Annotated in this window: 12 protein-coding genes; 7 read left to right on the forward strand and 5 right to left on the reverse strand. The window is 44.2% G+C overall.

Features of this window, described 5'->3' with window-relative positions; all coding sequences use genetic code 11:
- Positions 1-153 precede the first annotated feature (153 nt).
- On the forward strand, positions 154-2,424 hold the full coding sequence (gshAB, locus tag IGI41_RS01355; protein WP_430610821.1) for a bifunctional glutamate--cysteine ligase GshA/glutathione synthetase GshB: 2,271 nt from the start codon (positions 154-156) through the stop codon (positions 2,422-2,424).
- Positions 2,425-2,531: 107 nt separating this feature from the next.
- On the opposite strand, the gene IGI41_RS01360 is transcribed toward gshAB, so the two are convergent.
- Both IGI41_RS01360 and IGI41_RS01365 read right to left on the reverse strand, forming a co-directional pair.
- The gene (locus IGI41_RS01360; RefSeq protein WP_430610823.1) at positions 2,532-2,948 is read right to left on the reverse strand and encodes a hypothetical protein; all 417 of its coding nucleotides are present in this window, start codon (positions 2,946-2,948) and stop codon (positions 2,532-2,534) included.
- An 11-nt stretch (positions 2,949-2,959) separates the two neighbouring features.
- Entirely contained in the window at positions 2,960-3,406 is a 447-nt protein-coding gene (locus IGI41_RS01365; protein WP_430610824.1) for a YueI family protein, read from the reverse strand.
- A 107-nt stretch (positions 3,407-3,513) separates the two neighbouring features.
- Between IGI41_RS01365 and IGI41_RS01370 the strand changes: the two genes are divergently transcribed.
- Genes IGI41_RS01370 through IGI41_RS01395 form a run of 6 tightly spaced genes read left to right on the forward strand, consistent with a single transcriptional unit; the run spans position 3,514 to position 6,932 of the window.
- A complete protein-coding gene (locus tag IGI41_RS01370) occupies positions 3,514-4,083 on the forward strand; it encodes a GNAT family N-acetyltransferase (RefSeq protein WP_430612667.1) in 570 nt (189 codons plus the stop codon).
- A 12-nt stretch (positions 4,084-4,095) separates the two neighbouring features.
- Positions 4,096-4,482: an iron-sulfur cluster biosynthesis family protein gene (locus tag IGI41_RS01375; protein WP_430610826.1), complete on the forward strand. Its 387-nt coding sequence runs from the start codon at positions 4,096-4,098 to the stop codon at positions 4,480-4,482.
- A complete protein-coding gene (locus tag IGI41_RS01380) occupies positions 4,470-5,363 on the forward strand; it encodes a metallophosphoesterase (RefSeq protein ID WP_430610827.1) in 894 nt (297 codons plus the stop codon). The genes IGI41_RS01375 and IGI41_RS01380 overlap by 13 nt, the downstream gene beginning before the upstream one ends.
- Before the next feature lie 24 nt (positions 5,364-5,387).
- A complete protein-coding gene (locus tag IGI41_RS01385; RefSeq protein ID WP_430610829.1) occupies positions 5,388-5,609 on the forward strand; it encodes a DUF2829 domain-containing protein in 222 nt (73 codons plus the stop codon).
- On the forward strand, positions 5,606-6,355 hold the full coding sequence (locus IGI41_RS01390; protein ID WP_430610831.1) for a 3-oxoacyl-ACP reductase: 750 nt from the start codon (positions 5,606-5,608) through the stop codon (positions 6,353-6,355). The genes IGI41_RS01385 and IGI41_RS01390 overlap by 4 nt, the downstream gene beginning before the upstream one ends.
- 19 nt (positions 6,356-6,374) lie before the next feature.
- Positions 6,375-6,932 (forward strand): nucleotidyltransferase family protein, encoded by a 558-nt coding sequence (locus IGI41_RS01395; RefSeq protein WP_430610832.1) that lies wholly within the window; start codon positions 6,375-6,377, stop codon positions 6,930-6,932.
- A 78-nt stretch (positions 6,933-7,010) separates the two neighbouring features.
- On the opposite strand, the gene IGI41_RS01400 is transcribed toward IGI41_RS01395, so the two are convergent.
- The 3 genes from IGI41_RS01400 to acnA all read right to left on the reverse strand — a co-directional run bounded on the left by IGI41_RS01400 (position 7,011) and on the right by acnA (position 11,650).
- A complete protein-coding gene (locus IGI41_RS01400; protein WP_430610834.1) occupies positions 7,011-7,550 on the reverse strand; it encodes a biotin transporter BioY in 540 nt (179 codons plus the stop codon).
- Between the two features lie 163 nt (positions 7,551-7,713).
- Complete coding sequence (icd, locus tag IGI41_RS01405) at positions 7,714-8,961, reverse strand: NADP-dependent isocitrate dehydrogenase (RefSeq protein ID WP_430610836.1); 1,248 nt, start codon at positions 8,959-8,961, stop codon at positions 7,714-7,716.
- On the reverse strand, positions 8,954-11,650 hold the full coding sequence (gene acnA / locus IGI41_RS01410) for an aconitate hydratase AcnA (RefSeq protein ID WP_430610837.1): 2,697 nt from the start codon (positions 11,648-11,650) through the stop codon (positions 8,954-8,956). Before acnA ends, icd begins: the two co-directional genes overlap by 8 nt.
- Positions 11,651-11,694: the final 44 nt, after the last annotated feature.

Raw genomic sequence — 11,694 nt, forward strand, 5'->3', positions numbered from 1 at the left:
ATTCAAGTTATTTATGAATTCTTGGTAATTTTGTTAATAGTTATTGCAAAAAAAATCAATTTCGTTCACTTCCCATATTTTTTGGCTATAATAAAAGAGAATGTAAAGCAATCAATCATAAAAATCAAGTCAGAGAATTTAGAGGACAATTACATGCATATAAAAACAATAGTAAAGCAAAAAGAACTTTTTCCTTATTTACTAAAAGGGCGGTACGGAATCGAGCGTGAAGCGCAACGCGTGACGCTGGCGGGAGATTTCGCAGGGACAGATCATCCTGCCATATTAGGCAATCGCAGTTTTCATCCCTATATCCAAACAGATTTTGCCGAAAATCAATTAGAGCTGATCACGCCAGTAGCTGATTCGGTAGATGAATTGTTTCGCTATTTAGGCGCAATTCATGATGTGGCTTATCGCTCGATGGATCCAGAAGAAATGTTATGGCCGCTGAGCATGCCCCCTGCTTTGCCATCAGCCGAAGCAGATATCGTGATCGCGAAACTAGATCAGTTTGAAGATGTCTTATATCGGCGCTATTTGGCGAAAACGTATGGCAAACGCAAACAAATGGTCAGCGGCATCCATTTTAACTTTGAATTTGCAGACAGTTTTATCCATCAATTATATGAAGCAAGTGAGAAAACGACGGACTATCAAGTATTCAAAACGGAGTTATATTTGAAAGTGACCCGTAATTATTTGCACTATCGCTGGTTTCTGACGTATTTCTTTGGTGCGACACCTGTTTCAGAAGCCAATTATTTCACAGATGACCAACGGCCGGCAGAACCTGTTCGAAGTATCAGAAATAGCCGTTATGGTTACACCAATCATCCCGATGTATCGGTTTCCTATGCTTCTTTGGATGACTATCTTGCAGATATTGCGCATCTGGTGGAAACAGGCAAACTATCGGAGGAAAAAGAGTTTTATGCACCGGTTCGTTTGCGCGGCGGTCGGCGAGTAGCTGATTTAGCTGAAGCGGGTATCCGTTACATTGAAATTCGCAACATCGATATTGACCCATACGCCGAGTACGGCATTTCAAAAGAGCAAGTTTCTTTCTTACATTTCTTTTTGTTGTTTTTAAGTACCAAAGAAGAAGACGCCGATTTAGAAGCTTGGGTGACAACGGGGAATCAATTGAATGATCAAGTTGCTTTGGAACACCCATTAGCCCAGACGGCCTATCTGCAGGAAGCCCAAGCGTTAGTAAAAGAATTACACCGCTTTGCCAATGAACTGCAATTGCCAGAAATTCCTTATTTGGCGCAATTGTCTGATATGTTGGCGCATCCTTCACTGACGTTTGCGGGCAAGTTGTTTCAAGCAAGTCAAGCAAATGGTCAAGCAGCAGTTGCCAAGGATCTAGGCTTATCCTATCATCATTCTGCTTGGGCTAGACCGTATCAATTAGCTGGTTTTCGCACGTTAGAATTATCCACGCAAATATTGATGTTTGATGCGATCCAAAAAGGGATCAAAGTCGAGGTTCTCGATGAAACAGATCAATTCTTGCGCTTGCAGGCAGGTACGCATATTGAATATGTGAAAAATGCCAATATGACAAGCAAAGATCAATATATCGTACCTTTGATCATGGCCAATAAGACGGTTACGAAGAAAATTTTAGCTGATCATGGATTTCGTGTGCCTGACGGAGCTGAGTTTTCAACTGCAGCAGACGCCATTGATTATTATCCGCAAATAGCCAAAAGTGGTTTTGTTGTGAAGCCCAAAACCACCAATTATGGGTTGGGCATTTCGATTTTTAAAGAAGGGGCTTCTTTGGCTGACTATCAAGAGGCGGTTGCCATTGCTTTTGCGGAAGACCAATCGATACTTGTAGAATCATTTTTAGCAGGCACTGAGTACCGGTTCTTTGTTATCGATGGTCGTGTGGACGCGATTTTACTGCGGGTGCCGGCGAATGTTGTAGGCAACGGCAGACAAACGATCGAAGAATTGGTCATCGAAAAAAACCGTGATCCGTTACGCGGTGCACACCATCGGTCACCGCTGGAATGGATCCAATTAGGCAATTTGGAACAATTGATGCTTAAAGAACAGGGTTTTACCATAGGATCGATTCCGGAAAAAGGGAAAATCGTTTATTTGCGTGAAAACTCAAATATCAGTACTGGCGGCGATTCGATCGATGTCACGGATGATTTCAATGAGGAGTATAAAGCCATTGCGGCAGCAGCAGTCGAGGCTTTAGGTGCTGCGATTTGCGGCATCGATTTGATTATTCCTGATAAAACAAAGCCTGCTGATAGTGAAGGGGCATATGGCATCATTGAAGCCAACTTCAATCCTGCGATGCACATGCATGTCTATCCGTATAGCGGCACGGGTCAAAGGCTGACTATGTCTGTGTTACGGCTATTGTTTCCAGAGGTATTTGTTTCATTGGACTAGGGATTGATGAGGAAAGTGAAACAAAGACCAGCTGATCTTGCAAAGGCTGCAGGTTCAGCTGGTCTTGTTTTACACTTGTTTCTAGAAAGGTTTTGTGGGAAAAATACTTATTGAAAAGCAGCAATCTCAATGGTTTGCTTTGTTTCTTCTACAGCAAGCCCCGTTCTATCTTCCCACCACTGCTTCATGGCAGTTTCGTAGGTCGTTGGAAAGGACGCGATGATCGTCAATAAGGGTATTCCTTCTAAAGAGGCGTAGGAGAAATTCAATACTAGATTGTATTTCAGTTCAGACAGCAAGCTGTAATATTGAAACATCATAAAATGCATCTCTGTAAGGTCTTCTAGTGCCAATACTTTAGGTGCACGATCCAGCATGAAGCCAAGACTGCGCATCATAAAAAGCACGCCGTCTAAATGTTCGATCTCGATTGAAGGGACCGTCTTTAGCAGGTCTATATGCCGATCCAGCACATCCAATAATTCTTGTTTCAACTCGACAAAAGTGGGCGCATTTGCAGACATCTTGTATCCTCCTAATGAAAAATATTGTGCCAAAATGATTTTTTATGCGTTTCTTCAGAAGCGGGTGCAGCAGATTCTGATGGATATTTTTTTTCAATGTCGATAACATCTTCATTGACAGCTTCTTTGGCTGCAATTAACAAACCAATACTATCTGGTGCGGCATTTTGTGCATCTGAGACTATGCGAAAATCCATTTGCTGCTTGGTCAGTAGTGTGATATAGGTGGTTTGGATCGATTCTGGCAACTTGCCGTTCAGTAATACCAATTGATTTTGATAGTGAGGCAATGCAGAAATAAGCGTTTCTTGGTTGTCCTTCTTCTTCATTTCTGCTACTGTCATACTTAGATAACAACGTTCGCGAAATGTACCTAAGTATTTGCGCTGTTCATCGGGGTTGATACGCGGTGTTCCATACATGCCTGTATCAAGGCGTTTTTCCAGTTCATCTGCCATAAGTATCCTCCTCAAACGTTTTCTTTATCACTATTATAGCACAATCACGGGTTTTCGATGGTCCAGCATTTTCAATGAATAAATCAGGAAAGAAAGTAGGGGAAAATATGGAAAACAAAGAAAGACATCGGCTGCTGCTTGCCACACATCAAACGATCGACACACCGCGTTTGATTTTACGTCCAGTGACATTGGCAGATGCTGAAGATATGTATGCATATGGGCGTGATGAAGAAACCACAAGATTCGTTTTTCCTAGACACCAATCGATTGACGATACGATTCTTGGCATTGCAACTTATTTCATTGCCGATCCATTAGGGAAATTTGCAGTCCAAGACAAAGCATCAGGGAAGATGATCGGTACCATTGATTTGCGGGTGGATTCAGCAAAAGAAAATGCGGAAATCGGTTATACACTCAGTCGTATGTTTTGGGGACAAGGGATGATGCCAGAAGCAGCCATGGCATTGCTGCATTTTGGCTTTGAAACATTGGACTTGGTTCGTATTTATGCACTACACGATGTCCGCAACCAAAACTCAGGACGGGTCATGGAAAAAATCGGGATGAAAATCGAAGCGACGATTCCTGCTGCACGAAAATCTCAAGGACAAGTAGTAGACGAAGTGATGCGGGGAATCACCAAGGAAGAATGGACCAAACGGGTGATGTAAAGGAGCAAGCAGATGAAGATATTGATCACACAACAGGCTGCTGAAAAAATCAAAGCTGTGATGCAAGCCAATGATCGGTTATATTTTGTTGGAGAAGAAGGGTGGGATCCATTTCCTGCGACGACAACTACATCCGTTCATGTAGATTTGCGTTTGATCGTAGCACCGGACACCTATCCCTTATCTGACAGGTCACCTTATACCGTTACCTGTCATACCGTCATCGGAGAGATTCAGACGACTGATGAAATCAGCAAGGCATATCCAAACACTATCCAGTTGACGATTGCTGATGCAGATGGCGGATTGCAGTTGACGACAGCGGATCAAGCAACGAAAGATGTGCAATTGCTGCGGATCGAACAGCACACAGCGAGAGGCGCTTCATGGGAAAATTAGCGATTATCAGCGACCTGCACGCCGATATCAATCATCTATCGGATTCTCATTTTCAGCAAATCGCAGATTACTTGAAGCAGCAGCAAGTGGATCACTTGCATCTTGCTGGAGATATTGCCAATAAAAAAGAACGGGCATTGGCTGTGATCGGCTTTTTTCAAGGACAGGGCTTGTCTGTGACCTTTCACTGGGGCAATCATGAGATGGCTGACTTAACAGAGCAAGACATCGAGGGCTTTGATCATCCTGCTTTTCTTAATTTTCAATCGATTGCGTTATCTGATACCCATCTGTTGTTAGGGGTCAATGGCTGGTATGATTATCAATATTCCGATTTAACAAGTGAAAAAGAAATTATGCGATTGAAACGGCTTTTTTGGTATGACCGTATGATCCATCGACAAGGAACCGATCCAGAGATCAGTCATGCCATCAATCAGCATTTGCGGAAAGTACTGGCAACGATACCGGCTGACAAGCATGTGATTTTGTCGACCCATTTTGTACCGCAACCAGCCTTTATCGTACGTCAAACCGGTAAATATGCCCGCTGGAATCATCTGAACGCCTTTTTGGGTTCACCAGAGTTTGGTGCGGTGGTTGCTGAGTTCCCGCAAGTACAACAGGTCGTTTTTGGGCACACCCATCGACGTTTTGAACCGAAGCACATCGCAGGCGCGTTGTATCATTGCCGCCCCTTAGGTTATTATTATGAATGGGCCATGACAAGACGCTTTGTCCAAGAAAATCAGTTGACTGATTCTTATCAACCAACAAAAATCAGAGGGATGTTACGGCAGTATGATGCGGCCTTTGCTGCGTATAAGCAGGTACATCTAATAGAAGAACTTGAACAAGGTATCACGTTCATCACGTACTAAATCTGATAGAAAGAAGGAGATTTTATGACATTTGAAGAGATTTTACCAAAATTAAAAGCTGGCGCCAACATCATTCGCGAAGGATGGGGTGGGTACGAATTATATGTGACATTGGTTGCTGATGAAGTTTATGATGGCAGTCCAGTCACCCCTTATTTTTTGATCAAAACAGCAGATGAAGGCTTTTCAAGCTTTGCGCCAACTGTCTGTGATATTTTGGCTGACGATTGGAAAGTCGTTGAATGAGTCATGAGTGGATCACCGAAAAAACACGGGTATTTGTGACAGGGGCAGCTTCGGGCATCGGTCTTGCACAAGCGCAATTGTTTCTGGCACACGGTGCCCGGGTCTTTGGTGTCGATCAGCAGCCATTTCCCGAAAGTTTGACCGATACACCGTTTTTTAGCGGCTTTAGCGGCGATCTATCCCAAGCAGATGATTGTGCAGCGGCAGTTGCAGCGTGTGAAAAGCAATTTGGCGGTGTCGATATTTTGTTGAATACTGCTGGCAAGTTAGATGGCTACAGCACTATTTTAGAGACAGACCATACAATGTGGCATGAGATTTTAGACACAAATGTATCTAGCATGTTTTATCTGACCAAAGCCATTTTGCCTGCGATGCTTGCTGCCCAAAAAGGGACGATCATCAATATGGCGTCGATTGCCGGTCTGGTTGCTGGTGGAGGCGGCATTGCTTACACTGCGACAAAACATGCGATTATCGGCTTTACCAAGCAATTGGCATTGGACCATGCAAGTCAAGGTATTTCAGTCAAAGCGATTGCCCCTGGTGCAATCAAGACACCAATGAATCAAGCTGATTTTGCCGGAGATGGCGCAATGGCGCAATGGGTTGCAGATGAAACCCCCGTCAAACGCTGGGCGTTGCCTGAAGAAGTGGCTGAACTGACGCTCTTTCTCGCTAGTCCACAAGCAAGTTATTTACAAGGTGCGATAGTACCGATCGACGGTGGTTGGACACTTAAATAATCAGCAAGGTGATCGTTAAATGGATGAACAGACGATAGTAAATATTTTTGAAAAGAATCAGGTATGCCAGCAAATAGTGAGGATCATCGCCGATCTTGACTTACCTGATTGCTGGCTTTGCGCCGGTTATCTGCGAAACTATTTGTGGGATCATTTGTACGGCAGGGAACGATTCACAATGACAGATGTCGATGTGGTTTTCTTTGATCCAAAAATCGATTGGGATCAAACCGTTGCCATTGAAAGCAGACTCAAAACAGCCTATCCAGAGATTCCATGGGAAGTGAAAAACCAGGCCTTGATGCATCAATATAATTTTCTAGGGGAACAACCTTATACAAGTACCTCCGACGCACTCGCGAAATTTCCAGAACGTTGTACGGCAGTGGCCATTCGTCTAAATGGGGACCATATGGAAACATTGGCGCCTTTTGGTTGGCAAGATATTCTCGATTTTCGCGTACGTCCGACACCGCATTTTTCACAAAATGCGCAGTATTTGTCACTGTATCGGCAGCGACAAGCACAAAAGCAATGGCAAAAACAGTGGCCAATGCTGAATATTGAAGACATATAAAAAGCAAAGCACTATCAGCACTTTCAAAAGGAAGATACTGGTAGTGCTTTTTTATTAGAGTAGTAAGTAGTTGGCTGGTTATTTTAAAGCCAATTTGCCGCCTAGCCTCTTGCGTAAGAAAATACCTAAGATAGCCGCTGCGACCGCTTTGATGATTCCTGGCAGGATGAACAAAACAAAGCCCCCGTTAAAGGCTGCTAGCCAGGTCATGCCAGTGCTCCATTTCAACCATAATGTGCCAAAAGCCAAAGTTGCGAATGCACCAGCGATATTCGCGATGATTCCCCACCAATACGCATCTGGTCTGTAAGACAACATCGTGCCAGTCAGTAAACCATTAAAAAGAAAGCCGACCAGATAACCCCCAGTAGGGCCAAGTAAAATACCAATACCACTAGTGAATCCGGCAAAGACAGGTAGTCCGATCAATCCCAATAATAAATATATCATGATCGACATAGTACCAGTACGCGTACCTAAAAAAGTCACGGCTAAGCCAATCGCAAATGTTTGGCCTGTGAGAGGAATCAAACCTAAAGGAATCGTCAATTGTGAGAGTCCTGCGATAATAATGGCGAAAAATGCTGCTTGAATTTGTTCCCGTAAAGATAATTTCATCGTATCCCTCTTTCTTCGTTAACCTAATTCTTTTTATTTTGGTTAACGAAATTATATAGCAAGGTGAACGAAAAGTAAAGCTTCTTTTTTGTCACATGTATTCACAAACCGAATAAGCCTTGATTGCGGTGACGATCCATGCTGCAATCAAGGCTTATTTTGATTAGGTTGAAAGCGAATCAGTTAACCATTGACCAAATGCTTGTGTGGATAAGCAAGTTGCTTCAGGCAACAAACTGGCAAAATCAGCGGTTACTTGTTGGGCAGCCAGTGCTGATTCAATCGCTGCTGTAATCAAATCGGCTGCTTCTTGCCAACCAATGTATGACAAAAGCATACCAGCAGACAAAAGCATGGAACAAGGATTTGCTTTGCCAAATCCAACAATATCTGGTGCTGTTCCGTGGGTGGCTTCGAAAATCGCTGCCCCCGTGTCGTAATTGATATTTGCTCCAGGAGCAATACCGATACCGCCAACTTGCGCTGCTAAGGCATCTGAAATATAGTCGCCATTCAGATTGCAAGTAGCAATCACATCATATTTTTCAGGGTAAAGCAAAATTTGCTGCAAAAAATTATCCGCGATCATATCATTGATGATCAGCTTCCCTGAAGCTTTGGCTGTTGTCAATGCTTCTTGGGCAGCAGCTTCACCAGCAGATTGTTTCAAGCGGGCAAACTGCGCCATGGTAAAGCATTGATCCTTATAGTCGCTTTCCGCCAACTGATACCCCCAATTCTTGAAGCCACCTTCCGTAAACTTCATGATATTGCCTTTGTGGACCAGTGTCACAGTTTGTCGATCGTGGGCCAAGGCGTAATCGATGGCTGCTTTGATCAGACGACGACTGCCAGAAATGGAAATTGGTTTGATCCCTAAAGCGGTGTCTTCCGGAAATCGAATGTGATGGACGTTAAATTGATGGGTCAATAATTCAATCAGTGTTTTGGTTTGCGGGTCATCCACCGCAAATTCGATTCCAGCGTAGACATCTTCAGTATTTTCCCGGAAAATCACCATATCTGTTTTTTCGGGCTCTTTTAAGGGGGAAGGCACCCCAGCAAAATAACGAACCGGACGGACACAAGCATACAAATCTAAGGTTTGTCTTAATGTGACATTGAGGGAACGGAAGCCTTCGCCAATTGGTGTCGTCAAGGGACCTTTCAAGGCTAATTTATAGTTTTTGATCGTGTCGATTGTTTCATCCGGCAGCCAAGTACCAGTCTGTTTAAATGCAGCTTCTCCAGCAAGTATCTCTAACCAGTCGATGCGCTTTGTTTGGCCATAGGCTTTGGCAATCGCTGCATCGATCACTGGACGGGCCGCTTGCCAAATTTCTGGGCCGATCCCATCGCCTGCAATGTAAGGTACTGTGATCGTTATGGCTGTGTTTGTTTGGTTAGACATGGATAGTTCCTCCTGTTTCAGCAACTTTTTTGCGGATCACCATTGGCAGGATCCCTTGGTTTTTCCAGTAACGAATATCGGCAGGCGCATCAAAGCGCAATCGGGTCGCAAATGTGATCTCTGACCCATCTGTTCGTTTGGCCGTGACGTCGATTGTCTGACCAACTTGCGGTTCTTCCGGCAAAGCAACAAAGAAAGACTCGCTTCCATCTAAGCCAAGAGCATCTGCTGATTGTCCGGATCGGTATTCCAATGGAATCACCCCCATCATCACCAAGTTGCTGCGATGGATCCGTTCAAAGCTTTCTGCCAGTACGACCTTGACGCCGAGCAGTTGTGTGCCTTTTGCAGCCCAATCTCTAGAAGAGCCCATGCCATAATCTTTACCAGCTAGAATAATACAGCTTTCTCCTGCTTCTTGATACTGCATGGAGGCATCGAAGATCGATACTGTTTCTCCTGTTGGAAAGTAATGGGTGACACTGCCCGTGCTGCCGGGAACCAGTTGATTCTGTAAGCGGATGTTGCCAAATGTACCCCGCATCATAATATGGTGATTGCCGCGACGAGAACCAAAGGAATTAAATTCTCGATAGGGAACAGCTCGTTCTGTCAAGAATTTGCCAGCGGGTGAATCAAGACCAATGCTTCCCGCAGGCGAAATATGATCCGTTGTGACCGAATCGCCTAATTTAGCCAACACTTTCAAATCATTCAGCGTTCCTTGCTGCGGCAATTCTTTGCGTAATGTATGAAAGTAAGGCGGATGTGCGATATACGTCGATTCTTCTTGCCAATCATAGACGGCACTGGCAGTTGTTTCAATGGCATTCCAACGCTCATTGGCGTCAAACAAATGAGCATAGGCTGCTTTGAAGGCTTCTGGTCCGACATATTTTTGGATATAGGTATTGACCTCCTCATTTGTCGGCCAAATATCAGCTAGAAAAATGGGTTTCTCATTCACGATCGCCAATGGCTCTTTGGTCAAATCTTTGCGGATCGTACCAGCGATTGCATACGCCACGACTAAAGGTGGTGAAGCCAAGTAGTTGGCTTTGATCTGTGGGTGAATCCGACCTTCAAAATTGCGATTGCCGGATAAAACAGACGCGACCAGCAAATTTTCAGCTTCGATTGCTTCAGCAACCGGCGTATCTAATGGACCAGAATTACCGATACAAGTCGTACAGCCATAACCAACCAGATAGAAACCAAGTTTTTCTAAATAAGGCATTAAGCCGCTATTTTGCAGATAGGTCGTCACAATTTGCGAACCTGGTGCTAATGAGGTTTTGACATACCTTGGCACTATCAAGCCTTTTTCCACTGCATTTTTGGCTAAGAGCCCTGCAGATAACATGACAAATGGATTGCTGGTATTGGTACAACTCGTGATTGCTGCCAACACCAGATCGCCGGTCGTTAAATGTTCAGCTGCGTCTGGCCAAAGAACGAGTGCCTCTTTTTCCCATTCCTCATCAGTCAAACCAAATCCTTTAGGTCCAACTGCTGCTGTCACAGAGGCATCAAAGTCTGCCCCGACTTCTGGCAATAAGATCCTATCTTGCGGTCTTTTTGGTCCCGCCAATGCGGGTTGGATATCTGCTAAATCAATGGTGATCACTTTGGTATATTCGGGAGAATGACTATCATCGTAAAATAGATGATTGGCTTTAGCGTACGACTCGACCAATGTGATCAGTGCAGCAGGACGTCCGGTAGTAGCCAGATAGTTCAATGTTTCTTGATCGATCGGGCAAAAACCGCATGTCGCACCATATTCAGGCGCCATATTGGCTAAAGTTGCACGATCGGCAAGAGACAACTTGCTGTAACCAGGACCAAAATACTCAACAAATTTTCCAACGACTTTTTCTAAACGTAAGACTTCAGTGACTTTTAATGCCAAGTCAGTCGCTGTCGTGCCAGCAGGCATCTCATGGATAAAACGCACACCAATGACTTCGGGTGTTGGAAAGAAAGAAGGTTCCCCTAAAATCGCCGCTTCTGCCTCGATCCCACCGACACCCCAACCAAGAACACCCAATCCGTTGATCATGGTTGTGTGAGAATCGGTTCCTTGTAATGTGTCCGGAAAAAGATAGGTATCTTCGCCAATCTGCTTATGTAAAATCACATCTGATAAGGATTCAATATTTACCTGGTGGATGATGCCGGTTTCTGGTGGGACGACTTCAAAATTATCAAAAGATTGTTGTGCCCATTTCAAAAACTGATAGCGTTCTTGATTGCGTTCGAATTCTCTTTCCGTATTAAAGGCAACTGCCTGTGGCGTACCAGCGCAATCAACTTGTACAGAGTGGTCGACAACCAATGTCACGGGGATTTCTGGGTTGATCGCTTCTGGATCTCCACCTAACGCGACGATCGCATCTCTCATAGCAGCTAGATCAACAACAGCTGGTACACCAGTAAAATCTTGCAATACAACCCGTTCTGGCTTGAACGGGACAACGCCTTTAGGGGCAACAGGCGACCAATTGGCTAAATAAGGCAAATAGGCCTCGGTAATTTCATCGTCTTGATGACGTGCGACACTTTCAAGTAACACCCGAATTGTATAGGGCAGACGGTGAAGATCGACTGAAAATTGTGCAGCGAGTTTTACAAGATCGATATACGTGTATTCAGTTTGATCGACCATGATTTTGGTTTGCCACTTCATATGGATCCTCCTTATGACGAAATATAGATTCTTATTAGGAATAA

It is taken from the genome of Enterococcus sp. DIV0876 (genome assembly GCF_050529585.1).
GTDB lineage: Bacteria > Bacillota > Bacilli > Lactobacillales > Enterococcaceae > Enterococcus_D.

Excerpts from the sequence above, each read along its gene's own strand:
- gshAB (WP_430610821.1), top strand. The coding sequence starts at position 154 with ATGCATATAAAAACAATAGTAAAGCAAAAAGAACTTTTTCCTTATTTA.
- IGI41_RS01390 (WP_430610831.1), top strand. The coding sequence starts at position 5,606 with ATGAGTCATGAGTGGATCACCGAAAAAACACGGGTATTTGTGACAGGG.
- IGI41_RS01375 (WP_430610826.1), top strand. The coding sequence starts at position 4,096 with ATGAAGATATTGATCACACAACAGGCTGCTGAAAAAATCAAAGCTGTG.
- IGI41_RS01360 (WP_430610823.1), bottom strand. The coding sequence starts at position 2,948 with ATGTCTGCAAATGCGCCCACTTTTGTCGAGTTGAAACAAGAATTATTG.
- IGI41_RS01370 (WP_430612667.1), top strand. The coding sequence starts at position 3,514 with ATGGAAAACAAAGAAAGACATCGGCTGCTGCTTGCCACACATCAAACG.
- IGI41_RS01400 (WP_430610834.1), bottom strand. The coding sequence starts at position 7,550 with ATGAAATTATCTTTACGGGAACAAATTCAAGCAGCATTTTTCGCCATT.
- acnA (WP_430610837.1), bottom strand. The coding sequence starts at position 11,650 with ATGAAGTGGCAAACCAAAATCATGGTCGATCAAACTGAATACACGTAT.
- IGI41_RS01385 (WP_430610829.1), top strand. The coding sequence starts at position 5,388 with ATGACATTTGAAGAGATTTTACCAAAATTAAAAGCTGGCGCCAACATC.
- IGI41_RS01380 (WP_430610827.1), top strand. The coding sequence starts at position 4,470 with ATGGGAAAATTAGCGATTATCAGCGACCTGCACGCCGATATCAATCAT.
- icd (WP_430610836.1), bottom strand. The coding sequence starts at position 8,961 with ATGTCTAACCAAACAAACACAGCCATAACGATCACAGTACCTTACATT.
- IGI41_RS01365 (WP_430610824.1), bottom strand. The coding sequence starts at position 3,406 with ATGGCAGATGAACTGGAAAAACGCCTTGATACAGGCATGTATGGAACA.
- IGI41_RS01395 (WP_430610832.1), top strand. The coding sequence starts at position 6,375 with ATGGATGAACAGACGATAGTAAATATTTTTGAAAAGAATCAGGTATGC.